This window comes from Pseudomonas sp. S34, assembly GCF_009866745.1.
Lineage (GTDB): Bacteria > Pseudomonadota > Gammaproteobacteria > Pseudomonadales > Pseudomonadaceae > Aquipseudomonas > Aquipseudomonas jessenii.
The window spans coordinates 2841354-2865237 of the sequence record NZ_CP019398.1 but is presented as its reverse complement, the minus strand read 5'-3'; the positions used below and the strand labels follow the sequence as shown (position 1 = coordinate 2865237).

At 60.3% G+C, this 23884-nt stretch carries 17 protein-coding genes; 10 read left to right on the top strand and 7 right to left on the bottom strand.

The features are described 5' to 3' along the window. The first annotated feature begins 65 nt into the window (after positions 1 to 65). From PspS34_RS12810 to PspS34_RS12800, 3 genes are all read left to right on the top strand, one after another. The gene (locus tag PspS34_RS12810; RefSeq protein WP_159389852.1) at positions 66 to 1646 is read left to right on the top strand and encodes an arylsulfatase; all 1581 of its coding nucleotides are present in this window, start codon (positions 66 to 68) and stop codon (positions 1644 to 1646) included. 191 nt (positions 1647 to 1837) lie between these two features. Beyond that, positions 1838 to 4351 carry a fused MFS/spermidine synthase gene (locus PspS34_RS12805; RefSeq protein WP_159389851.1) on the top strand — a complete coding sequence of 838 codons (2514 nt, stop codon included), beginning with the start codon at positions 1838 to 1840 and terminating at the stop codon, positions 4349 to 4351. Positions 4352 to 4586: 235 nt separating this feature from the next. Further along, positions 4587 to 6947 carry a tetratricopeptide repeat protein gene (locus tag PspS34_RS12800; RefSeq protein ID WP_159389850.1) on the top strand — a complete coding sequence of 787 codons (2361 nt, stop codon included), beginning with the start codon at positions 4587 to 4589 and terminating at the stop codon, positions 6945 to 6947. Between the two features lie 121 nt (positions 6948 to 7068). Here PspS34_RS12800 and PspS34_RS12795 read toward each other — a convergent pair whose 3' ends face one another. Both PspS34_RS12795 and PspS34_RS12790 read right to left on the bottom strand, forming a co-directional pair. Next, positions 7069 to 7548: a DUF934 domain-containing protein gene (locus PspS34_RS12795; RefSeq protein WP_159389849.1), complete on the bottom strand. Its 480-nt coding sequence runs from the start codon at positions 7546 to 7548 to the stop codon at positions 7069 to 7071. After that, positions 7545 to 9218, bottom strand: coding sequence for a nitrite/sulfite reductase (locus PspS34_RS12790; RefSeq protein WP_159389848.1), 1674 nt, complete (start codon positions 9216 to 9218; stop codon positions 7545 to 7547). The genes PspS34_RS12795 and PspS34_RS12790 overlap by 4 nt, the downstream gene beginning before the upstream one ends. A 359-nt stretch (positions 9219 to 9577) precedes the next feature. On the opposite strand from PspS34_RS12790, the gene ccoN reads away from it, so the two are divergent. Both ccoN and PspS34_RS12780 read left to right on the top strand, forming a co-directional pair. Continuing rightward, entirely contained in the window at positions 9578 to 11005 is a 1428-nt protein-coding gene (gene ccoN, locus PspS34_RS12785; RefSeq protein WP_090455042.1) for a cytochrome-c oxidase, cbb3-type subunit I, read from the top strand. Then, positions 11005 to 11226, top strand: a complete 222-nt coding sequence (locus PspS34_RS12780) for a cbb3-type cytochrome c oxidase subunit 3 (RefSeq protein WP_150813829.1) — start codon at positions 11005 to 11007, stop codon at positions 11224 to 11226. The genes ccoN and PspS34_RS12780 overlap by 1 nt, the downstream gene beginning before the upstream one ends. A 57-nt stretch (positions 11227 to 11283) precedes the next feature. On the opposite strand, the gene PspS34_RS12775 is transcribed toward PspS34_RS12780, so the two are convergent. The 4 genes from PspS34_RS12775 to PspS34_RS12760 form a co-directional block, all read right to left on the bottom strand. Continuing rightward, positions 11284 to 11778: a hypothetical protein gene (locus PspS34_RS12775; RefSeq protein WP_150813830.1), complete on the bottom strand. Its 495-nt coding sequence runs from the start codon at positions 11776 to 11778 to the stop codon at positions 11284 to 11286. Between the two features lie 145 nt (positions 11779 to 11923). Continuing rightward, on the bottom strand, positions 11924 to 12445 hold the full coding sequence (locus PspS34_RS12770) for a GNAT family N-acetyltransferase (RefSeq protein ID WP_159389847.1): 522 nt from the start codon (positions 12443 to 12445) through the stop codon (positions 11924 to 11926). Between the two features lie 173 nt (positions 12446 to 12618). Further along, a complete protein-coding gene (locus PspS34_RS12765) occupies positions 12619 to 13599 on the bottom strand; it encodes a LysR family transcriptional regulator (protein WP_154908952.1) in 981 nt (326 codons plus the stop codon). A gap of 73 nt (positions 13600 to 13672) precedes the next feature. Then, positions 13673 to 14113, bottom strand: coding sequence for a carboxymuconolactone decarboxylase family protein (locus PspS34_RS12760; protein WP_150813834.1), 441 nt, complete (start codon positions 14111 to 14113; stop codon positions 13673 to 13675). A 204-nt stretch (positions 14114 to 14317) separates the two neighbouring features. Here PspS34_RS12760 and PspS34_RS12755 point away from each other — a divergent pair, with 204 nt between their 5' ends. The 5 genes from PspS34_RS12755 (at position 14318) to PspS34_RS12735 (ending at position 18488) form a co-directional block, all read left to right on the top strand. Continuing rightward, positions 14318 to 15751, top strand: coding sequence for a PLP-dependent aminotransferase family protein (locus PspS34_RS12755; protein ID WP_154860090.1), 1434 nt, complete (start codon positions 14318 to 14320; stop codon positions 15749 to 15751). A 123-nt stretch (positions 15752 to 15874) separates the two neighbouring features. Further along, positions 15875 to 16168, top strand: a complete 294-nt coding sequence (locus PspS34_RS12750) for an antibiotic biosynthesis monooxygenase family protein (RefSeq protein WP_150813836.1) — start codon at positions 15875 to 15877, stop codon at positions 16166 to 16168. A 237-nt stretch (positions 16169 to 16405) separates the two neighbouring features. Further along, entirely contained in the window at positions 16406 to 16825 is a 420-nt protein-coding gene (locus PspS34_RS12745; RefSeq protein ID WP_150813838.1) for a cupin domain-containing protein, read from the top strand. A gap of 228 nt (positions 16826 to 17053) precedes the next feature. Next, a complete protein-coding gene (locus PspS34_RS12740; protein WP_159389846.1) occupies positions 17054 to 17767 on the top strand; it encodes an ATPase in 714 nt (237 codons plus the stop codon). 145 nt (positions 17768 to 17912) lie between these two features. After that, positions 17913 to 18488: a hypothetical protein gene (locus PspS34_RS12735; protein ID WP_154908949.1), complete on the top strand. Its 576-nt coding sequence runs from the start codon at positions 17913 to 17915 to the stop codon at positions 18486 to 18488. A gap of 90 nt (positions 18489 to 18578) precedes the next feature. Here the strand turns inward: PspS34_RS12735 and PspS34_RS12730 are convergent, their stop codons facing one another. Beyond that, complete coding sequence (locus PspS34_RS12730) at positions 18579 to 23477, bottom strand: NAD-glutamate dehydrogenase (RefSeq protein WP_159389845.1); 4899 nt, start codon at positions 23475 to 23477, stop codon at positions 18579 to 18581. Between the last annotated feature and the right edge of the window lie 407 nt (positions 23478 to 23884).

Below are 23884 nucleotides of genomic sequence, written 5' to 3'. Positions count from 1 at the left end.
TACGCAGGACCGCAATGAACGTTTGTCGCAGCACGCGACGCAAGTGAGCATAAGGAGCCAGTCAGATGACTCGCATACGTAAGTGGATACCGAAACTCGCCCTGGTGGCGACTACGGTCATGGCGTTTTCGGCAACCGCCGGGGCCGCCGAGAAACCCAACATTCTCGTGATCTTCGGCGACGATATTGGCCAGACCAACATCAGCGCCTACTCCATGGGCGTGGTCGGCTACAAGACTCCAAACATCGACCGGATTGCCAAAGAAGGCATGATGTTCACCGACTACTATGCGGAGAACAGCTGCACCGCCGGCCGGTCGTCGTTCATCACTGGCCAGACACCTTTGCGTACCGGCTTGTCGAAAGTCGGCATCCCGGGTGCTCCGGTGGGTTTGCAAAAGCGTGACATCACCATTGCCCAGGCGCTGAAGTCCCAGGGCTATGCGACCGGCCAGTTCGGCAAGAACCACTTGGGCGACAAGGATGAATACCTGCCGACCAACCATGGTTTCGACGAGTTCTTCGGCAACCTGTACCACCTTAACGCCGAAGAAGAACCTGAGCGTCCGTACTGGCCAAAAGACGATGCCGAGTTCCTCAAAGCCAACACGCCGCGTGGCGTGATCCACAGCTTCGCCGATGGCAAGATCGAAGACACCGGCGCGCTGACCACCAAGCGCATGGAAACCATCGACGACGAAACCACCGCGGCGGCGCAGGCATTCATCGAGAAGCAGGCCAAGGCGGACAAGCCGTTCTTCGTCTGGATGAACACCACTCGCATGCACTTGTTCACCCACGTGCGCGAGTCGATGAAGGGCCAGAGCGGCATGCCCGGCAACGATTACGCCGATGGCATGATCGAGCACGACGGTGACGTCGGCAAACTGCTGAAAACCCTCGATGACCTGAAACTCACCGACAACACCATCGTCGTCTACACCACCGACAACGGCCCGAACCAGTTCTCTTGGCCGGACGCGGCGACCACGCCGTTCCGCAACGAGAAGAACTCTAACTGGGAAGGTGCCTATCGCGTGCCGGCAATCGTTCGCTGGCCGGGCAAGATCAAGGCCGGTGAGGTGTCCAACGAGATGTTCTCGGGCATGGACTGGTTTCCGACCTTGCTGGCCGCCGCTGGCGATGCCGACGTGAAAAACAAGCTGCTCAAGGGTTGGGCACCGACTTCCGGCGGCACCAACTTCAAGGTGCATCTGGACGGTTACAACCAACTGCCCTACCTGACTGGCCAAGCGCCCAAGGGTGAGCGCAAGGAGTTCTACTACTTCAACGATGACGGCGTACTGGTGTCGATGCGTTTCGACAACTGGAAAGCCGTGTTCTGCGAACAGCGCGCACCCGGCGGCTTCAAGGTCTGGAGCGAACCCTTCGTATGCTTGCGCGTACCGAAGATCTTCAACCTGCGGATGGACCCGTATGAACGTGCCGACGTGGTTTCCGATCAGTATTACGATTGGCAAACCAAAAACGTCTACCTGGCCGGTCAAGCGGTACAAAAGTCTGCCGGGTTCCTGCAAACGTTCATTGAATACCCGCCGAGCCAGAAACCGGCCAGCTTCAGCATTGACCAGATCCGTGCTGCGGTAGATGCCAAAATCGCTGAAAAAATGAAAGCTGCACAGTAAGACCGCTGGACCGCCGCTCGCCTTCATTGGCGAGCGGTACTGTTTCCGAGTTGGGACCGTATTGGCCCCAATCGCGGGCAAGCCCGCTCCCACATGGATTTTGTCGTACCGAAGATCCAGTGTGGGAGCGGGCTTGCCCGCGATGAGGCCCGTACAGTCGCAGTTTTCTTGAATTGCAAAGGCAATCCGCAATGACCTCACGTGTCGCCAGCAAATCGTCGGCCATACCTGCCCCGCAAGTCGCCTCCCCGGCGCTGTTGATCCCCGCCCTGCTGCTGTTTGTCTCCGGCGCCGCGGCGCTGGTGTATCAGGTGCTGTGGATCAAGCAGTTGTCGTTGGTCGTAGGCGTCGAGGTCTATGCCATCACCACCGGGATCAGCGCGTTCTTTACCGGGCTGGCCCTGGGTGGCTTGCTGTTCGGGCGCTGGGCGGACCGGATGCAGCAACCGGTTGTGCTGTACGCCGGGCTGGAAGTGCTGGTGGCCGTGCTCGGTGTCTCTGCAACCTTTGCCATGAGCCTGGCGGCCAGCCCGTTTGCCTGGCTGGAAGCACACATGGGCTTGCTGGCCTGGGTGCTGCCGTTCGCGCTGGTGGGTATTCCTGCCCTGTTGATGGGCGGCACCCTGCCGGTGCTGGTTCGCTCCCTGGCCACTGACCCGCAACACCTGGGCAAGGCCGGCGGGCAGCTGTATGCGGCGAACACCGCCGGGGCCATCGCCGGCACCCTGCTCGCCGCGTTCGTGCTGATTGCCACCCTCGGTGTGCGCGGCAGCGCGCTGGCCGCCGCCATGCTGAACCTGCTGGCCGCCGCTGGGGCCTTGTGGTTCCAGCGCCAGCGCGGGGTACCCGTCGATGCCCTGGTGAAACATCACACTGAAAAAGCCCCCGACCGCCTGGCCCTGTGGCTGTACTCCATTGCCGGTGGCGTAGCCCTGGGCTACGAAGTGGTGTGGTCGCAATCGATCGTGCAATTCATGAGCACCCGCACCTACGCCTTTGCCGTGGTGCTGGCGACTTACCTCACCGGCTTGTTCCTGGGCAGCATGCTGCTGGCTCGTCGGGTCGATCGCCTACGCGATCCCTGGGGGGTGTTCGGCGTGCTGATTGCCGCAGCCGGCGCGATTGCCTTGCTGGAAGTGGCGTTGCTCGGACGCTGGCTGGTGCTCGCCCAGACCCTGGCCGAATCCTGGGTATTGTCATTGGGCGGCAGTGAACTGGCTGGCATGAGCACGCGGTTTGCGGTGGCTGCCTTGAGCATCGTGTTTGTACCGACCCTGTTGCTGGGGGCTGCGTTCCCCTTGGCCCTGCGCTTGAGCGTCGGCGGCGAACAGGTGGGGCGCCATGTCGGCGAAGTCGTCGCGTTCAATACCCTTGGCGGGATTGTCGGCGTGATGCTCTGCGGCTTTATCCTGATCCCGATGCTGGGCCTGGTACGGACCCTGGGCCTGCTGGCGCTGATTGCCGCCGGTATCGCGTACCTCGCCGTGCGCAAGGGCCATGGTGTGAAGAAAGGCCGGCGTCAGGCGGTGATTGCCATTGGCCTGGTGTCCCTGGCGCTCGCCGTGTTCACGCCGGTCAACAAGCTCGCCAGCCTGCTGCCGGGCGCGCGCAATGGCACGCTGACGTTCTACGAAGAAGGCCGTGGCGGCACCGTCGCCGTGGTCACCCAGGGCAAGGGAGAAAGGGCATTCCAGCGTTTGTACATTCAGGGCGTGTCCAATACCGGTGACGCCATGCCGTCCCTGCGCTACATGCGGATCCAGGCGCTGCTGCCCCTGCTGATCCACAACGGTGAGCCGCGCTCGGCACTGGTGATCGGGTTCGGTACCGGCATCACCGCGGGCGCCCTGACCCGCTACCCCGGCCTGGAACATCGCGTGGTCGCCGAACTGCTGCCTTCGGTGGTCAAGGCGGCCCCCTTGTTCAAAGGCAATTTCAACGCCGCGGCCGATCCGGGGGTCGATGTGCGCTTGCGTGACGGTCGCCAGGAACTGCTGCGCAATCCGCAGCGCTACGACCTGATCACTCTCGAGCCGCCACCGCCCTCCGCTGCCGGCGTGGTCAACCTGTATTCCCGGGACTTCTATCAATTGGCCGCCAGCCGTTTGCACAACCAGGGCCTGGTCGCCCAATGGCTGCCGCTGCCGACGCAGAACATCGACGACTCGCGCTCTCTGGTGCGCAGCCTCCTCGACGTGTTCCCGTACGCGACCCTGTGGACCAGCGAGTTCCACGAGATGCTGCTGGTGGGTTCGATGGAGCCGATTGAACTGGATGCGGCGAAGATCAACGCGCGCTTCCAGCAGGACAGCGTTCGCAGCACCTTGCAGGATGTCGGCGTCGGTTCGGCCGCAGCATTGCTCGCGACATGGGTGACTGATCGTGAGGGGCTTGAACGCTTCGCTGGCGATGCGCAACCGGTGACGGACGATCAACCGCGCATCGAGTACGCACCCTGGGTTCGCTCGAAAGAGATCAGCCGCGTGTTGCCCGCCTTGCTCGCCCTGCACCAGCCGCCAGCCGTGTTGAACGCCGACGCCGGGTTCATCGAGCGCATGAACACCCAGCAACAACGCCTGATGCAGTTCTATCGGGCGAGCCTGCATGCGTACGACGGAAACCGTGACGCTTGGGCCAGGGATATGCGCGAGGTGATGCGTGGGGATTCCGGGAATCCGTATTACCGGTGGTTTGTCGGGGAGTGATGCGACGCCTGACAGATCGCCATCGCGAGCAAGCTCGCTCCCACAGGGTCTGGTGTTGTTCACGACAATTGAGTACGACACAAAACACTGTGGGAGCGGGCTTGCCCGCGAAGGGGCCATCAGCCTCAAAACAACATCATTTGACACAAACCGGTCATCCGGCAAAGCTGCATCGAGCGTCATCGAGCGTCATCGCGCGCCGCAAGGCAATCGCACCTGGACCATGGAAGTCGTAATGCCGAAACATAAAAATAAAGCTGCAACCCCAAACCCTGATTCGCAACCGACCCTGATCAACCGTTATCTGTTCCCTGTCACCATCGGCATCCTGCTGCTGGCTGTGGCGGGTATTGGCTGGTTTTTGCTGGGCAGTACACCGACGCCGCTCAAGCCAATCCCCGTCAGCGCGCCTGCCGTGCAACCGGCCAAACCGCAACCGGTCGCTGTCGAGCCTGCGAAAATGGTCGATGAGCAACAATGCCAGGGCTGCCACGGCGAGCAGGTCAAGGACTGGCAAGGCTCTCATCACCAACTGGCGATGCAGCAAGCCAACGCGGACACCCTGCTCGGCGACTTCAACAACGTCACCTTCAAGGCCGAAAAAGAGACCACGGTGTTCTCCCGCAAAGGCGACGAATTCTGGGTCAACACGCCGGGTATCGATGGCAAGAATGCCGATTTCAAGGTCGCCTACACCTTTGGCATCGCCCCCTTGCAGCAATACCTGATCGAGGTCGGCGAAGGCCGGCTCCAGGCCCTCGGCGTGGCCTGGGATACCGAGAAGCAGCGCTGGTTTCACCTCTATCCGGGTCAGGGCGTGACCTTCAAGAACCCGTTGCACTGGAGCAAGCCGAGCCAGAACGCCAACTTCATGTGCGTCGAGTGCCACACCACCGGTTACAAGCGCAATTTCGATGCGGCGAAAAACACCTTCGACAGTCACTGGAACAGCCTCGGTGTCGGCTGCCAGGCCTGCCATGGCCCGGCGTCCAATCACCTGGAATGGACCGCGAAGAAAACCGACCTGATCCACGCAGGCTTTGCCGTCGACCTCAAGGACAAGAACGCCACCGCCGAAATCGAAACCTGCGCCCGCTGCCACTCTCGCCGCGCGCCCCTGGACGATGGCTACACGGTCGGCAAACGGCTGATGGACGACTACCTGCCGAGCGTCCTGACCCGCGAGTTGTACACGCTGGACGGCAAGATCAAGGACGAAGTGTTCGAGCACGGCTCCTTTGCCCAGAGCAAAATGTTCGACAAGGGCGTGCGTTGCAGCAACTGCCACAACCCGCACAGCACACAGTTGAAGGCACCCGGCAACGGCGTTTGCCTGCAATGCCACAACACCGCTGGCAAAACCACCGTGGAAGGCGTCGACGGCAAGGGCCTGCAAGCGAAAAACTACGATTCCATCGAACACACTCGCCACACCATGGGCCAGCCGGGTTCGCAGTGCGTGGATTGCCACATGCCCGGCAAGTTCTACATGGGCAACGACTTACGGCATGACCACAGCTTCAGCATTCCCAATCCTGAGCGAGCAAAGAAACTCGGTACGCCTGACGCCTGCCTTACTTGTCACAAAGGCAAGGCGGGCGACAAGGTCACCGAGCAGTTCAAGCTGTGGAACACCGCCAACGCCAGCGCGGTACAAGCCCCTCGCTACGACGACAGCCTGTGGCTGATTCGCAACGGCCAGCCCGGCGCCGCGCAGGCGTTGTTCGAGCAACTGCAACGCAGCAACCTGCCGGCGATTCAGCGCGCGACGCTGCTGGCCGAACTGCCGGCGTACCCGAGCGAACAGGCGTTGAAACTGGCTACCAGGGACCTGGGCAACCCGGCACCGCAAGTCCGCGAGAGCGCGGTGCGGGCGATCAGCGCCTTCCTGCCGCCGGCGGAGCGCGCGCCATTGCTGACGCCGTTGCTGAGCGACCCGGTCCGGGCTGTACGCATCGCCGTCGCCCGGGACCTGCTCAGCGTGGCGCGCAATGGCTTGGGCAGCGCCCAGGACGCCTGGAATGCCGCCATTGCCGAGTACGAAGCGGTGCAAAAGAGTCTGGCCGAGCGTGCCGAGGCCAACCTGAACCTGGCCATGCTCTATCAGGCCGATGGCCGCAGCGCAGAAGTCGAAGCTTTGCTGCGTACCGCCCTGCAGCGCGATCCGGACTTCTACCCGGCACTGGTCACCCTGGTGCAATGGCTGGAGGCCAGCGGACGCAGTCAGGAAGCCCATGCCCTGCTGGGGCAAAGCCTCAAGGACCACCCCGACTCTGGCCTGCTGCAACACACCCAGGGCCTGGCGCTGATTCGTGCGGGCCAGGCCGCTCAAGCCATGCCGTACCTGCGCAAGGCCGCGCAACTGGATCCCCAGAGCGGGCAGTTCGGCTATGTGCTGGCAGTGGCCCTGCATGACAGCGGCAAGATTGACCAGGCGTGCGCCGAACTGGAACGGCTGTTGAAGGTGCAGCCTGCCAATCGCAATGCCCGGTTGTCGTTGATCCAGTATTACCTGGACAACGGCCAGGAGCCCAAGGCGCAGGTGCTGTTGCAGGGCTGGAAGAAAATGAACATGGGGGATCCGGCGTTGAAGTGACGGGAGATACTTGTAGGAGCGAGTTTGCTCGCGATGGCGTTACAGGCGACGCGTTTGTTCAAAAAAATCGCGTTTTCGTTGACGTCCATCGCAAGCTAGCTCGCTCCTGCAGGGACCGAATTCAGCGGCGCCTGAACAACGGCCGCGGCTCAATCACCGAACGCCCGTACAACACGCTCATCCCCGCCAATCCCTTCAATGCATCTTCTGCGGATTTGTCATCACGCACGGCAAAGCTGTCGAAACCGCATTGGCGCATGTGGCTGAGTTGATCGCGCAAGACATCGCCGATGGCGCGCAACTCGCCGGTCCAACCCAATCGCGCACGCAGCAGATACGCCTGGCTGTACCCGCGGCCATCGCGAAAGCTCGGAAAATCCAGGGCGATCAAGGGCAGTTGGGTAAACCATGGCTGAAGGCTTTCCACTTCATCGTCCGGCCCCAGCCACACGCCGTTTTGCGACGGGTTTTCCAGCCAACGGCTCAGCGGCACAATCGTCGCCCCCACGGGCAGCGGTGCTTGCGGGTCGCGCACGAGCTTCCACGGATCATCCGCGACAATCCGCGCTACGCCCGCTTCCAGCCGCAACAGATTGTTCATGCCGACACCTCCAGCACTTTCGCATAGACCGCCTCCTTGAACGGCTCTAGCCCGATCCGTTGGAAGGCGTCGACGAACAGTTCTTCGCTCTCGCGATAACGCACGAAGGTGTCGATGATGCGCTCGATCACCTCGGGCACTTCGGCGGAGCTGAAGGACGGGCCAATGACCTTGCCCAACGCACTGTTCTTGCCCTGGGCGCCGCCGAGGGTGATCTGGTACCACTCGGTGCCGTTCTTATCGACCCCCAGAATGCCGATGTTGCCGATGTGATGGTGACCGCAGGCATTCATGCAGCCGGAAATATTGAGGCTGATATCGCCCAGGTCGTGCAGGTAGTCGAGGTCTTCGAAGCGAGCGGCAATAGCCTTGGCGATGGGGATCGACTTGGCGTTGGCCAGTGCGCAGAAGTCGCCACCGGGGCAGGCGATGATGTCGGTGAGCAATCCGGCGTTGGCGCTGCCCAGATTGTGTCCGCAGGCCAGGCGCCACAGGGTGAACAGATCGGCCTTGGGCACGTCCGGAAGGACGATATTCTGCTCATGGGCAATGCGGATTTCACCGAAGCCAAAGCGCTCGGACCACTCGGCCACCGCCTCCATCTGCTCGGTGGTGACATCGCCCGGTGGCGCAGCGCTGCCGGGCTTGGTCGACAACACCACGCTGGCATAGCCCGATATTTTGTGCGGCTGCACGTTACGCTGCACCCAACGAGCGAACGCCGGGTTTTCGGCCAGGTGCGTGCCGAAATCGAGATTGGTGTCGGACAGATCACGATATGGCGGAGCGACGAACGCACTGGCCACCCGCTCGAACTCGTCAAGGGTCAGTTGCGCCGGGCCATCCTTGAGGAACTGCCACTCTTCTTCCACTTCCCGGGCGAAGGCCTCGATGCCCAGGGCTTTGACCAGAATCTTGATTCGCGCCTTGTACTTGTTGTCCCGCCGGCCATGGCGGTTATACACCCGCAGCACCGCCTCTACGTAAGACAGCAGGTGCTGCCACGGCAAGCCTTCGCGGATCTGCACGCCGAGGATCGGCGTGCGCCCCAGACCGCCGCCCACCATGACTCGCAGGAGCATGTGCCCTTCGGAGCCTGGGTAAAGATAAAGGCCGATGTCATGCATCATGATCGCCGCGCGGTCCTGCTCGGCCGAGCAGATGGCGATCTTGAACTTGCGCGGCAGGAACAGGAATTCCGGGTTGATGGTCGACCACTGCCGCAGAATTTCCGCCAACGGTCGCGGGTCAATCATTTCGTCGGCCGCAACCCCCGCAAAGGCTTCGGTGGTGATGTTGCGCACACAGTTGCCGGAGGTCTGGATCGCATGCATTTCCACCTCGGCCAGGCGTTCGAGGATCGAAGGCACCTGGGCCAGTTCGATCCAGTTGAACTGCATGTTCTGCCGGGTGGTGAAATGGCCGTAACCGCGATCGTAATCCCTGGCAATGCTCGCCAACGTACGCATCTGCCGGGCACTCAGCGTGCCGTAGGGAATCGCCACTCGCAGCATGTAGGCGTGTTTCTGCATGTACAGACCGTTCTGCAGGCGCAACGGCAGGAATTCTTCCTCGCTCAGCTCACCGGCCAGAAAGCGTTCGACCTGATCACGAAACTGCGCAACTCGTTCGAGCACCAGTGCCCGGTCATAGTCGTCGTACTGATACATCTGGCTACCTCATCAGAATTAGGCACAGAACCCTGTAGGAGCGAGCTTGCTCGCGATGGACGTCAGCGAAAACGCGAACCTCCTGGATAAACGCGTCGTCCTTGACTCCATCGCGAGCAAGCTCGCTCCTACAGGGGTTGCAAGTCGGGCTCTGCGGCTCGTTTCAAGGTCACGACTATGAGCTTGCGGCGCAGTACGTTACAGATTCACTTGAACTCTAAAAAACCGTATCAGAACACGACTGAAAGCCGTAGGAGTGGCAAAAAATCTGATCCGCACAAATGAATTTTCCCTGAGCCTGTTTTGTTTTTACCGGTGTTTTTACAGTGCACGGCATTGCAACCGAGGAAGCATTGACCATGAGCACAACAACCATCGGACAGGCCTATAACTACAAGGTCGTCCGCCAATTCATCGTGGCGACCGTAATCTGGGGCATCGTGGGGATGGCGATGGGCGTGTGGATTGCCTCGCAACTGGTGTGGCCGCAGATGAACCTGGACCTGCCGTGGACCACCTTCGGCCGCTTGCGCCCGCTGCACACCAGCCTGGTGATTTTCGGTTTCGCCGGCAGCGCGCAATTCGCCGCCAGCTATTACGCGGTGCAACGTACCTGCCAGGTGCGGCTGTTCTCGGACACACTCGCTGCCTTCACGTTCTGGGGCTGGCAGTCGGTGATTGTGGTGATGCTGATCACCCTGCCGCTGGGCTACACCACCACCAAGGAATACGCCGAAATCGAATTCACCGGCGCGGTGTGGATGACCGTGGTCTGGGTTGCGTACGCCGTAGTGTTCTTCACTACCGTAGTGCAACGCAAGACCAGACACATCTACGTCGGCAACTGGTTTTTCGGTGCATTCATCGTGGTCATCGCCATGCTGCACGTGGTCAATCACCTATCGATTCCAGTCGACTGGTTCAAGTCCTATCCGGTGTATTCCGGGGCCACCGACGCCATGGTGCAATGGTGGTACGGGCACAACGCCGTGGGCTTTTTCCTGACCACCGGTTTCCTGGGGATGATGTATTACTTCGTGCCGAAACAGGCGGGCCGGCCGGTGTATTCCTATCGCCTGTCGATTGTGCACTTCTGGGCGCTGATCACCCTGTACATCTGGGCCGGCCCGCACCACTTGCACTACACCGCGCTGCCGGACTGGGCGCAGTCGCTGGGCATGGCCATGTCGCTGATCCTGCTGGCGCCGAGTTGGGGCGGAATGATCAACGGCATGATGACCCTGTCCGGTGCCTGGCATAAGTTGCGCACCGACCCGATCCTGCGTTTCCTGGTGCTATCCCTGGCGTTCTACGGCATGTCGACCTTCGAGGGGCCGATGATGGCGATCAAGACGGTCAACGCCCTCTCCCACTATACGGACTGGACCATCGGCCACGTGCATGCCGGGGCGCTTGGCTGGGTGGCGATGATTACCTTCGGTGCGACCTATCACATGGTGCCGAAGGTATTCGGGCGCGATCAGATGCACAGCACGCCGCTGATCAACCTGCACTTTTGGCTGGCGACCATCGGCACCGTGCTGTACATCGCCTCGATGTGGGTCAACGGCATCACCCAGGGCCTGATGTGGCGCGCGATCAACGATGACGGCACGCTGACCTACTCCTTCGTCGAAGCCTTGCAGGCAAGCCATCCGGGATTCGTCGTGCGCTTTGCCGGCGGGGTGTTCTTCCTCAGCGGTATGCTGCTGATGGCCTACAACGTGTGGCGCACGGTGCGGGTAACGGACGTGGCGATGGCCGAACGCGAGGCGCGGTTTGCCTGATGATTGAAGTCATATTGAACATTCTGGGTGTGGCATTTTTGTGGTTCGCCGTCGAGTATTGTCTGCGCCACCAGACCGCCGAGAGCCTGGACGATGCAAGCCTGATCCCGTTTGCGGATGACCCGGAAGTGGCGCGGCGGGTGGAATTGGCGACCGGAAAAACCGTTAGAACACTGCCGCCGCAAGAGGCGAACCCGGATTGGGAAACCCTCGATATCTGATGTGGCACCGATTACTGTGGGAGCAAGCTCGCTCCCACAGGGTTGTATGTCGAGATTTCAGGCACGCTCTCGGGGAATCAGGCTTTGCAGTTGTTGCGCCAGGAAGTTTGCATCGAACTCAAAAGTGTCCGGGTCTTTCAAGCCATTGGTCTTGCGCCACTGCCAGCCAGTGGATGGCGGCAGACACACCAGTGACACGCTGCCATAACGTGCGGCTGTAAAGCCCATCACCGCCACGGAAATCTGCCCGCCGACACCCATCACCTCCGGCACGAATTCCACCGGTTTGCCAGCGATCAGGATGCTCAGCTTTTCGGTCTTGAACGGAGAGGTCTCCACCAGAACACTCGGCCCCGACGCGACGTACACTTCGCGGTTCACTTCGAGCAGGTCAGGTGCCTTGACCGGTTCCAGCCACTGCTGGATCTGATCGAACAGCGCACCAATGCGCTTCGCCCACTCGGCCGATTGCGACTCGAACACTTGCTTTTTGTGCGCTTCGCTTTCGGCATAGTGGCGAAGCATTTCGCCCAGTTGCTGTACATCGTCCATAGCGGTGTTCCTTTGGTTGAAGCGGTGTTGCGGATATCAAGCATGGCAGATGCGCGTGGCGGGCGTACGAGTAAAAGCGTGAGCGGTACTGCCACCGCCGGACCGAATGTGCAGGAGGCGGTGGCGTTCGCCCTGGGTGGCTGGCTCAACCGGCCTTGGGCGTGCGGCGCAGGCGCGCCATGCTCAAGGTGTCCACCAGCACGCCGTCACGCACGGCGTAGTCGCGGTACAGGCCCTCGGTTTCGAAGCCGAACTTGCGGTACAGGGAAATGGCCGCTTCGTTGTCGGCATACACCGAAAGCTCGATGCGCTGCAGATTCATCCAGTTGTCGGCGATATCCAGCGCCGTCGCGAGCAGCTTCGAGCCCACACCCTTGCCCTGCCACGCCACCGCAACGCCCATGCCGAAACTGCCGGCATGGCTGCGACGAATGCGTGAGAACTGCTCCAGGCCAATGTTGCCGATGACCGTGCCTTGATGCAGGGCCACCACATTCACCAAGCGTTCGTTATCCAGCGCAAGGCGACTGCGCCAGAGTTCGGTGGACTGAAACGGCATTTGCAAGGTTTGACGGGCGATGGCCGGGTCGTTGTACAGCGCCGCAACGCCTTCGATATGGGATTCGTTGAAGCGTTCGAGGGTGATGACGGGTTCGGTGGCTGGCATGGGTGAATCATCCTTGAAGCAGACATGGCCGTTCACTCTACAACGCGACCTTCGTGTGTGGCGAGAAACAATGTGGGAGCGAGCTTGCTCGCGAATGCGGTTGACCAGTCGCCTTCAATGTTGAATGTGATGGCGTCTTAGCGAGCAAGCCCGCTCCCACATTTTAATCGTGCTCAGCTTTCGAACCACTCCCGGCGCTCGCTGAAGGTGTTTTCGATCAATTCGACGATCATCCGTACTTGCTCGTCGTCCCCGGAATCAGCATTGACCGCCATCCACACCTGACGCCGCATTGGCTGGTCAAACAGGCCCGGCAAGGCAATCAGCCCGCGGTCGAAGTGGCTCATGTAGTGCGGCAGCAGGCCGATGCCGGCACTGCAATGGATCATCTCCAGCATCAGCTCCCAGGATTGCAGTTGCACCACCCCGGCCGGGCGCTGATCCACCAGCGTATTCCATGGCCGGAAGCTTTCAACCTGGCCGTCCTGCCGCCATTGCACCAGGAGAAAATCGGCCAGGTCATCCAGGCATTCCGGCCTGGAGGCAACCCGCGAGTAGCGCTTGGCAATGTGCGGCAGGTAATCGAGTTGCGCCAGGCGCCGGGGTTCGGTGGTGGCAAAGCTCGGTCCCGGCAACGGCGATCCGGTCTCGCCCAGCCACACCACCACGTCGGCGCTGACCGCCTGCAAAGCCAGCTCGCTGTCGAGCGTCATGATCTCCAATCGAACGCTGGCGTTGCGCCGCAGCAGTGCAACCAGGTCACGTCCGAGAATGTCATGCAGGATCGAATCCGCCACGGCCAGGCGAATCAACGGCTGCTCGACCACCGGCAAACCGCGCTCATGGGCCAGGGCGATCAATTGTGCGTGCAAGCGCAAGCCATCGCGGCTGAGGCTCAAACCATTGTCGCAATGGTTGAACAGCGAACATTGGAGCTGCGTTTCCAGCAGCACCAGTTGCCTGCGCAGGCGCGTGGTCTTGATGTTGAGACTGCGGGCGGCCTGCATGAAGCAACCGCAACGGGCGCTGACGGTGAAACACAGCGCCAGTTCGGGGTCGATAGCCGCCGCCAACTGGCGCCAGGACGCATTTTTATCGATAGCTACACGATACTCCGCAGCCCCCTGGTGGGCGCTGGCTTCCATGAATGACATCGAGGACTCCCTGTCGATCTGACACTGACAGGTACATCCTGCGGATCGTTCATGAACCTGCTGTGACAATGACTCAGGCGCTGGGTGTCTGCCGAAAGCTCACGGCCAGGCGATTCCAGCTGTTGATGGTGGTAACGGCAATGGTCAGGTCGACCATTTCGCTTTCACTGAACTGCTCCCTGGCTTGCGCGTAGACATCGTCCGGCACATGGCTTTCGGAGAGCAAGGTGACCGCCTCGGTCCAGGCCAGCGCGGCTCTTTCCCGAGGATTGAAAAAGTTGCTGTCGCGCCAGACCACAATGGAATACAGACGCCGGTCGCTTTCGCCCAGGCGCCGTGCATCCACCGAGTGCATATCGGTGCAAAAGGCACAGCCATTGAGCTGCGAAGCACGAATCTTGATCAGGTGCAGCAGGGCCTGCTCGATACTCAGGCTGCTGGCCAGGGCCTCCATGGCGATCATGGCTTTCATCGCTTTGGGCGACGCGCTGTAGTAATCCAGACGGGGGTTCATGAGGCGATCTCGTGCAGGCGTGATGTGATCTTCACGGTAGTCGCTGGCGCAGGGGCATGACAGATCCAATCAGGCGATTTCCCCGGGGACCACCGCCGCCAGACCAATTGACGGTTTTTCCACTGCACAACTTCTGTACCACAAGCGGATAAGAGTAATCTTGCGCGACGCACACGCGCCCAACAGCCCCGGAGCCTCGCCGGTATGGAACTACATGTTGTCATCAACGGTCGCAAGGACCTGGCCGGCCAGCTGTACAACCAACTGCGCAGCGCTATCGAGTCCGGTCGCCTGACCGCCGGGACACAACTGCCCCCCAGCCGCTTGCTGGCCGAACAACTGGGTATTTCGCGCAAGACCATTTCCGACACCTACGCCCAACTGACTTACGAAAACTTCCTCACCGGGGTGGTCGGCAAAGGTACCTATGTCAACGCACGCTCGTCGAAGGTGCAGCGTAAACAGAACCACACCGAACTCGGCGGCTTCGAGGTGATCGAGTACTGGCGCAACCTGCCGGTGTTTCTGCGTCATCCGACCCTGGAAGGCTCGCTGCGCTACGACTTCATTGGTGGCGCCACCAGCAAGGGCCAGTTTCCCCAGGATGACTGGCGGCGCTGCACCTCTCATGCAATGCGCCAGATTGCCGGTTCCAAGGGCTTATACAGCCAGCCCGAGGGCTTGCCGGCGCTACGTAACGCCATTGCGCAGCACATCGCGTTCTCCCGCGGGGTCAATTGTCAGGATGAGGATGTGGTGGTGTGCAACGGCGCGCAGCAGGCGCTGGACCTGATTGCCCGGGTGCTGATCAGTCCGGGCAGCCTGGTCGCCATGGAAGACCCCGGCTACCCGCCGGCGCGCCTGCTGTTCGGCACCCATGGCGCCACCGTCATTGGCGTACCGGTGGACGCCGAAGGCATTGTGGTGGACCAGATTCCTCGCGGTACGCGCCTGATCTACGTCACCCCGTCGCACCAGTTCCCGCTGGGCATGCCGATGAGTCAGGCGCGCCGGGAAGCACTGCTGGCCAAGGCCCATGAGTTGGGTGCGATCATCATCGAGGACGACTACGACAGCGAGTTCCGCTATGAAGGCCGCCCCACCGATTCCCTGCAAAGCATGGATGAACGGGGAATCGTCGCGTACGTCGGGACGTTCTCCAAAACCCTGTTACCGGAACTGCGGCTCGGCTACGGGATCCTGCCGCCAGCGATACTCGAGGCCGTGGTGCGCGCCAAGCAGCTCACCGACCTGCACACCTCGACCCTGCCGCAATGGGCGCTGGCCAAGTTCATCGCCGAAGGTTGCCTGCTCAAGCACATCCGGCGCTGCCATACGATCTATGCCGGGCGCCGCGAGCGGATCCTGACGCGCATGGCAGGCGATCTTTCGCCCTGGCTGGAGGCGGTACCGTCCACTGCAGGTTTCCACATGGTGGTGATGTGCAAAGTGCCGATGGATATTCCATTGGTGATCGAACTGGCGAAAAAAGTCGAAGTCGGGCTATATGCCATCGACAGCTTTTTCTATCAAGAAACGCCCAGGGCCGGGCTTTTTTTCGGTTTTGGCGCCATCGAAACCCTCGACATCGACATCGCCCTGGACCGTTTGCGCGACATCCTGCAGCAAGTGGCCTGACGGATTGGCCTGCGGTTTTATCCGGGGATTGGCTATTGGCGGTCCCGGGGGCCGGGCCTATCCTGCATAGGCGTTATCCCTCAATGAGCAGGATTCGTCCGGCCTGATTCAGGAGTGTGAGCAATGTCCCATGAAGTGATCAATACCGTACAGGTACAGGCCGCCGCCGGGCGCTCGGAAGAACTGGGTAAGCAACTTCAAAAGATTGTCGAAACCCTGCGTGAACTTCCCGGGTGCGAATCCTATATGGTCGACCGCTGCCCCGAGGACACCAATCGCTGGACCGTCAGCGCCCACTGGCAATCGGAAGAGGCCATGCGATCGCATTTCAACTGCCCGCAAGTCCAGGGTTTCATCGACCTGATCGATTGCCAACTGGCCAACTCCGTCGACTTCAACAGCTTTCCGATCCGCTAGCCCCCCCTGCAGGAGCGAGCTCGCTCGCGATGGTCGTCAACGATAACGCGTGCTTCCTGGTTAAACGCGGCGAATCTGAATCCATCGCGAGCAAGCTCGCTCCTACAGAACTCCCCCCCGCTGGAGCGAGCCGCCCAGACATTGGTCCCCTGACCTTCCCGAATATTGGCTGTTTGATTGCCCCTCGCGGCGGACTAGATTGGTTCCTGACCACTTATCCAACGCAGGTAATGAACCATGAACGTTTTGCGCTTCTGTGCCGCTCCCCTTGTTGCCCTGACCCTGGCCGTCGGCGCCCCGGCATTCGCCCATGAAGCCGGCGACCCCTCGGAAAAAGTCACGGTATTGCAGGATCACATGCTGAAAAACGTGCCGGGCAAAAAAGCACTGATGATCGAAGTCGACTACAAGCCCGGCCAATCGTCCATCGCCCACAAGCACGACGGTACAGCCATGGCCTACGTCCTGTCGGGGTCTGTCACCTCTCAGGTGAAAGGCGAGAAAGCAGTGACGTACAAGGCGGGCGAATTCTGGTACGAAGCAGCCGGCTCCGAGCATCTGGTATCGAAAAACGCCAGCGCTACCGAGCCTGCCAAGTTGCTGGTGTTCATGGTGTTGTCGCCGGACGAACAGGTGCTGGTCCCCCTGAAAAACTGATCGCTGAACGAACAGCCATAAATAAACACGCCCAAATTTTCTATTCGGGCGTTTTTACTTCCCGGGGCAATTAACCCGACTTGTTTAAATCAAACAAAACTATAGCTCGACTGTTATCCACGCAATCGGCTGTTTCATTCTGCACTTCCCGCTTTAGTCTGGAACAACTGCCGATCAGTTCCGGCAACTTCAATTTCCTTACTAATGTTGTTTCACTGGAGTAACACAATGAAACTTGCAATTGTCAGTACGTTTACCCTATCAGCTGCACTTTTGGCTGGCTGCTCGGTTCCCACCGCACCCTCTGCGGGGCCTTCGCTGGAAAGTGTGTTCACCGAACCGGTCGGCCGCAGCAACGCGACTCGTATTCCCAACGGCAGCAATGTGGCCCTGGGCGTGGTGTACAGCCAAAACACCCAGGCTAACCGTGCCTATCTACAGAATTACCAGGCCAATGCCGGCACCGGCTTCGGCCAGAGCCTGCTGGTACGGGAGATCCACGACGCCTACGTCGCCACCTCCAGACCCGACCTTGCGGTGGATTGGGTCAAGGCCTCGCTTCAACGGCAATTCGGATCGGTCACCGTGTACCCGGACATGCAGAGCCTCAAGGCGGCGAAACCGGATGTGGTAGCCATTGTCGACAGCCGTAGCCAATTGATCACCTCGCGCAGTTCGGACGTCGAGTCCAAAGTCAGTGCCGATTTCTATGACAGCCAATTCAACTACATCGGCACGGCACAAGGTTATGACGCCAGAGCGCTCAGCCCGGTATGGGCGGACTATAAACGCAGTGAAGAGATTGTTGCCGATATTAACGAGCAACAAAACGTGCAAGTAAGGGCGCTGCAGAAGTTTGACCGGTCGCTCAGCAATTTATTGACCAGCCCGACAAGTAATGTCTCGATGATCGACACAGCGTCAGAGCTGAAACTGTATTAAGGCTGCGACAAATATTGTGAGTAAACCCCGACCGGGACAGGAAGGGTTTGCTCACAATCAATCAAGACCGCGACTTTTAAATAGCGGTATCTTCAGATCCGCGCTACAGCGCCAACCACCATTTTCTACAGACAAGGAAGTCCTCATGACTAAAGACCAGGAAAGATCCTTCATTGCCCGCATCACGTGCAATGGAATGGACATGACATTTTTTGACCAGATATTGAGCGCGGGTCATTTTGAAACTGGCGAACGCGGATCTCCGATCCCGCCAAATATAGTGACTACCTTTGAAGCCTATGATCCTGCAAGCCGGACAATGCGCCCTGTAGGTCGCAGAAAACAGACGGCCATGGTCATCCACTTCAGGTGTTATGACGACTACTACAACATGCAGATTCTGAGCGAAGCGTACTATCAGAAATACTTCAGCAAGAACGAACAAGACATCCTGGGCGCCTTCCCGGCCGCCGACGGTGATACCACATCCTTCAATTTGCTGGATGGCTATCATCGAATCATTACACTGGATGATTTGAACGCCTCTAAAGCCAGCGTTTATTTGAAAGCACGTAACGCCGGAATTATCAGACAAGAAATCTGGCGTGATCCGGCGTACAGCAGGTGCTTCACCGATATGTCTGGCGACACTGTCACGTTCGAGCTGGAAATTCTGGAAAGGCAGGTCTCTTCGCCCGCAAGCTCTACACCCTACAGCTGAGTTCCAAACATGGGCCGGCGTGTTGTCTTGCCCCTGGAATGAAAAAAGCCCCGCATCTCTCGATGCGGGGCTTTTTCATTCAACGCCTGATCAGGCAGCCGGTTCCAGCTCGGCGGCGGCAACGGTGGCAGGCACCACCGCTTGACCGCTCAACGCCAGGTCCAGCAGTTCGCGGTTGGCCACCGCGTACATGGCGTAGTCGGTGCCGCTGGCGGCACGGATTTCCACCAGCATGGCACGCCAGCGTTCGATCATGCCTTCATGCTGCTGCATCCACAGGTCCAGGCGTGTTTCCACCTCCTGGGAACCGTCGCCCTGTTGCAGGACCGAGATGGTGATCGCACGTTGCTGCCAGTCGACGTCATCACGGAACGCTTCACGGGCCAGGGCCTGCCAGTTGTTTTCAACCGGCAGAGCGCTGATCTGTTGCAGGTACCAGGTGATGTCCAGTGCACTGCCCACGGCGAAGTAGGCTTTGGCCACGTCGGCAGGATCCTGGCCGGTCACGTCGGAAGCCTCGATGATCGGCAGCAGCGTATACAGGTGCGTGGTGCCCGCCACCATGCGCGCCAGCAACTCCGGCACACCGGCTTCGACGTACGCCTGATAACGGGTCTGCCAGGTTTCGCGGATCTCGCCACTGAGCAATTCGTCGAGTTTGAGGCCCAACGCCGCCAGATGCGGACCGAAGTGCGCGACGTCACGGGCAGCGTTCTGCTCGTTGCGACGGGCACGCAGGAACCAGCGCGTGGCGCGACGGCCCAGGCGCATCAGCTCGTCCATCAGTTCCAGTTGTACGTCGGCGGAAACCTTGTAGTCCAGGTTTTCAATCTGACGGAACCAGTGCGGAAGGTGGAAAATGTCACGCACGATCACATAAGCACCGGCCACGTTCGCCGGGCTCATGCCGGTCGACTCTTTGAGTCGTTGAACGAAGGTGATGCCCATGTGGTTGACCAGATCGTTGGCGATCTGGGTGCTGACGATTTCGCGCTTCAGACGGTGACGACGCATCGCCGCGGAGAACTTGCTCACCAGTGTTGGCGGGAAAGCGGTTTCCATGTCGCGGGTCAGGTAGTCGTCGTCCGGCACCAGGGAGCCCAGCAACTGCTCCTTGAGGTCGATCTTGCTGTACGAGATCAGCACCGACAGCTCGGCACGGGTCAGGCCATGGCCTTCGGCGATGCGCTCGTTGATCGCTTCTTCGGCCGGCAGGAACTCGATGGCGCGATCCAGCTTGCCGCGACCTTCCAGGTCGTTCATCAGGCGCTTGTATTCGGCTATCCGCGGCAATGCACGGCGGGCTGCCAACGACAGGGCCTGAGTCTGCTTGTAGTTGTTGCCCAGCACCAGACCACCGACTTCGTCGGTCATGCTCGCCAGCAACTCATTACGTTGCTTGTCGGTCATGTCGCCGGCCTGAACCACTTCGTTGAGCAGGATCTTGATGTTCACTTCGTGGTCGGAGCAGTCCACGCCACCGGCGTTGTCGATGAAGTCGGTGTTGGAACCGCCGCCATTGAGGCCGAACTCGACGCGACCCAGTTGGGTCATGCCCAGGTTACCGCCCTCGCCCACGACTTTGCAGCGCAGTTCGTTGCCGTTCACCCGCAGTGCGTCGTTGGCCTTGTCGCCGACATCGGCGTGGCTTTCGCTGCTGGCCTTCACGTAAGTACCGATACCGCCGTTCCACAACAGATCCACCGGCGCCTTGAGCAAGGCGTTGAGCAGTTCGGTCGGGGTCAGCTTGTCGGCCTGGATATCGAAGCGTTCCTGCATTTGCGGGGAAATCGCAATGCTCTTCGCGCTACGGGAGAAGATGCCGCCGCCTTCGGACATGAGGCTGGTGTCGTAGTCCGACCAGGCCGAACGCGGCAGGTCGAACAGTCGCTGACGCTCGGCGAAGCTCGACGCCGGCTCAGGGTTCGGATCGATGAAGATGTGCAGGTGGTTGAACGCTGCGACCAGTTGCAGCTTGTCGGACATCAGCAAGCCGTTACCGAACACGTCACCGGCCATGTCGCCGACACCGACCACGGTGATGCTGTCTTCCTGGACATTGATGCCGCGCTCGCGGAAGTGGCGCTGTACGCCGACCCACGCGCCCTTGGCGGTGATGCCCATTTTCTTGTGGTCGTAACCGGCCGAACCACCGGACGCAAACGCGTCACCCAGCCAGAAACCGTAGTCGATGGCGATGCCGTTGGCGATGTCGGAGAAGGTCGCAGTGCCCTTGTCCGCCGCTACGACCAGGTACGGGTCATCGTCGTCATGACGCACGACGTTGGCCGGCGGCACCAGGGCGCCGTCCTTCAGGTTGTCGGTGATGTCCAACAGACCCGAAATGAAGATGCGGTAGCAGGCGATGCCCTCTGCCGCGATCTCGTCACGGCTGCCGCCCAGTGGCAGGCGACGCGGCAGAAAGCCGCCCTTCGCACCCACCGGCACGATGACCGAGTTCTTCACTTGCTGGGCTTTTACCAGGCCCAGGACTTCGGTACGGAAGTCTTCTTCACGGTCGGACCAGCGCAGGCCACCACGGGCCACGTTGCCGAAGCGCAGGTGCACGCCTTCGACGCGCGGCGAGTAAACGAAGATTTCGAACTTCGGTACAGGCTTGGGCAGCTCGGGAATCAAGTGCGGGTTGAACTTGAAGCTGAAGTACGACTTGTTATGGCCGTTGGCGTCAGTCTGGTAGAAGTTGGTGCGCAGGGTGGCCTTGATCAGGTCCAGGTAGCGACGCAGGATGCGGTCTTCGTTCAGTACCTGGACGTCGTCCAGGGCGCTGAGGATCGCGTGTTCCAGGCGTTGCTGCTTGTCTCCCAGATCTTCGCCGGTCAGCTTGCGCGCCAGGTAGAAACGGGTCTTGAACAACCGGGTCAGCTCGTGAGCGATGTCGGTGTGGTTATTCAGGGTGCTGGCGATATAGCCCAGGTCGAAGCCCAGACGGATCTGCTTCATGTAGCGGGCGTAGGCACGCAGCAGCGCCACGTCGCGCCATGGCAGGCCGGCGGTCAGTACCAGACGGTTGAACCCGTCGTTCTCGGCATCGCCACGCACGATGTGGACGAATGCGTCCTGCAGCGTGTCGTTCAACTGCTGGATGTCGAGTTCCAGGCCTTCGGCGGCGGTGAACGCGAAATCGTGAATCCAGAACTCGCGGCCACTGTTGTGGCGCAGGCGATACGGGAACTCACCCAGCACGCGCAGGCCGAGGTTTTCCAGGATCGGCAGCACGTCGGACAGCGCCAGCGGGGTATCGGCGTGGTACAGCTTGCAGTGCAGCATGCGCTGGCCGGAAACCTGACCCAGCGGCTGGTAGAAGCTCATCACCAGCGGATTTTTTTCGTTGAGGCTCAGCAGGTGCTGCATGTCGACCACAGCCGAGTGGGCTGCGAAACGCTCGCGGTAACCGGCCGGGAAGCCTTTCGGGAAGTCGGCCAGCACGTTGGTACCATGGGCTTCACCGAAGCTTTCAACGGTCAGGGCAGCGTAGTCGTCCTGCCAGCTGCGGCAGGCCTGCACCACTTCTTTTTCCAGCAGCAGCGGGTCGATATCGAGGCGGTTTTTCGGGTCGACGCGCAGAATCAACTGCACGCGGGCCAGCACGGACTCGGAGAAGAAGGTCCAGAACTCGCAGTCCGACGCTTTCAGGCGATCCATCAGCACTTGCTGGATCTTCTGGCGCACTTCGGTGGAATAGATGTCACGCGGCACGTAGGCCAGGCAGTAGCAGAAACGGCCGTACGGGTCTTTGCGCAGGAACACGCGAATCTTGTTGCGTTCCTGGATCTGCACGATCGACATCACGGTGCTGAACAGCTCGTCCACCGGGGTCTGGAACAGATCGTCGCGCGGCAGCACTTCGAGCACCTGCGCCAGTTCCTTGCCCAGGTGAGCCTTGGCCTGGAAGCCGGAACGGCGTTCGATTTCCTCGACCTTGCGGCGGATGTACGGGATCACCCGCACGCTCTCGCCATACACCGACGAGGTGTACAGACCCATGAAACGGCATTCCTTGATGACCTTGCCGTCGGCGTCGATTTCGCGGATCGACACGTAGTCCGGGTAAGCCGGACGGTGTACACGGCTTGGGTGCGCGGCCTTGGCGAACGACAGCAGGGTCGGTTCGCGCAGGTAGTTCACGGCGTAGTCTTCGATGCGCAGGTCATCGTAGGTCAGGCCGGCACGCAGCAGCTTGGTCAGGCCGAGGAAGGAGTCCTTGTCGTAGACGATATGGCCGCCATCGGCTTCATCGCTGACCACGAACTCTTCATAACCGAGGAAGGTGAAGTGGTTGCCCACCAGCCATTCCAGGAAGCTCTTGATTTCGTTCTTCTCGTCGCCATCGACGGCGAACCGGCTGCTGTCCAGCTTGGTCAGGATGTCCTGGACCTTGGCCTTCATCGGCTCGAAATCGCCGACGGCCACGCGGACTTCACCGAGCACCTGCTCCAGCTCTTTGCTCAGCACATTGAGCTCGGCGGTGTTGGCGCAGCGGTCGATCTCCAGGTACATCAGCGATTCTTGCTGAATGTCGTCGCCCTGGGTGCCTTTAGGCAGGATTTCCAGCAACTCGCCCTTGCTGCCACGACGCACGCTCAGCACGGTGGTTTGCAGGGTATGGATGCTGTAGCCGCGGCGGTTCAGCTCGGTACGCACCGAGTCCACCAGGAAAGGCAGGTCGTGGTGCAGCACTTCGACCGCGGTATGGGTCGACTGCCAGCCGTGGCGTTCGTAATCAGGGTTGTAGACGCGCACTTGCGGCTGCGCGTGATCAAAGCGCTCAAGCATGCGCCATGCAGAAAGGGTGCATCCAGCAAGGTCGGACAACCGACGCTGGGTCAGCTCGTCAAGGGAAATGATGCCGAAGAATTGTTCAGAAAACAGCGCCACTTGTGGCAGTGCCTGTTCACTGATGTGCTGCGCCAGTGCCGCTTGCAGTTGGTGCTGGAAGTCGGCTTTGCTGGCTGCGGTGAAGAACGCCATCTGTGGTACTCCGCTTGGGCTTGTTATTGATGAAAGCGTCGCGTGCAAAACCCCTTTCGGGGTGGTCCGTCACCCGGTTCCTGATTCTCGGGCAGAGGAAACAGGGTGACAGGTGGGTGAAGCTGGACGAGACACTCAGGTCACATTCACCTTCCGTGAATGGGCATCTGCAAAAACGACTGGACTGCGTGCAGCGCAATGTCTTTACGGGTGCTCATCCGTTGCGCAGCTTAACGAGTGCGGCAAGGCCCGTGCTTGCGGTGCTGCGACATATTCGGTCAACGGTACGCTGCTCAACGCATGCGCATCGAACAACACTAGCATTCGCACAGGAAAATGACGGTTTTCCGTCCGGTTTTACGGGACATGCGTACCAGAAATGACCAGTAACACTCTGGCCGTCCACG

What these genes read in the sequence shown, in the direction of transcription:
- PspS34_RS12775 (WP_150813830.1), bottom strand. Translation starts at nt 11,778, where the DNA reads ATGGACGATGTACAGCAACTGGGCGAAATGCTTCGCCACTATGCCGAA.
- PspS34_RS12755 (WP_154860090.1), top strand. Translation starts at nt 14,318, where the DNA reads ATGGAACTACATGTTGTCATCAACGGTCGCAAGGACCTGGCCGGCCAG.
- PspS34_RS12795 (WP_159389849.1), bottom strand. Translation starts at nt 7,548, where the DNA reads ATGAACAATCTGTTGCGGCTGGAAGCGGGCGTAGCGCGGATTGTCGCG.
- PspS34_RS12765 (WP_154908952.1), bottom strand. Translation starts at nt 13,599, where the DNA reads ATGTCATTCATGGAAGCCAGCGCCCACCAGGGGGCTGCGGAGTATCGT.
- PspS34_RS12750 (WP_150813836.1), top strand. Translation starts at nt 15,875, where the DNA reads ATGTCCCATGAAGTGATCAATACCGTACAGGTACAGGCCGCCGCCGGG.
- PspS34_RS12800 (WP_159389850.1), top strand. Translation starts at nt 4,587, where the DNA reads ATGCCGAAACATAAAAATAAAGCTGCAACCCCAAACCCTGATTCGCAA.
- PspS34_RS12730 (WP_159389845.1), bottom strand. Translation starts at nt 23,477, where the DNA reads ATGGCGTTCTTCACCGCAGCCAGCAAAGCCGACTTCCAGCACCAACTG.
- PspS34_RS12780 (WP_150813829.1), top strand. Translation starts at nt 11,005, where the DNA reads ATGATTGAAGTCATATTGAACATTCTGGGTGTGGCATTTTTGTGGTTC.
- PspS34_RS12745 (WP_150813838.1), top strand. Translation starts at nt 16,406, where the DNA reads ATGAACGTTTTGCGCTTCTGTGCCGCTCCCCTTGTTGCCCTGACCCTG.
- PspS34_RS12810 (WP_159389852.1), top strand. Translation starts at nt 66, where the DNA reads ATGACTCGCATACGTAAGTGGATACCGAAACTCGCCCTGGTGGCGACT.
- PspS34_RS12790 (WP_159389848.1), bottom strand. Translation starts at nt 9,218, where the DNA reads ATGTATCAGTACGACGACTATGACCGGGCACTGGTGCTCGAACGAGTT.
- ccoN (WP_090455042.1), top strand. Translation starts at nt 9,578, where the DNA reads ATGAGCACAACAACCATCGGACAGGCCTATAACTACAAGGTCGTCCGC.
- PspS34_RS12740 (WP_159389846.1), top strand. Translation starts at nt 17,054, where the DNA reads ATGAAACTTGCAATTGTCAGTACGTTTACCCTATCAGCTGCACTTTTG.
- PspS34_RS12735 (WP_154908949.1), top strand. Translation starts at nt 17,913, where the DNA reads ATGACTAAAGACCAGGAAAGATCCTTCATTGCCCGCATCACGTGCAAT.
- PspS34_RS12770 (WP_159389847.1), bottom strand. Translation starts at nt 12,445, where the DNA reads ATGCCAGCCACCGAACCCGTCATCACCCTCGAACGCTTCAACGAATCC.
- PspS34_RS12805 (WP_159389851.1), top strand. Translation starts at nt 1,838, where the DNA reads ATGACCTCACGTGTCGCCAGCAAATCGTCGGCCATACCTGCCCCGCAA.
- PspS34_RS12760 (WP_150813834.1), bottom strand. Translation starts at nt 14,113, where the DNA reads ATGAACCCCCGTCTGGATTACTACAGCGCGTCGCCCAAAGCGATGAAA.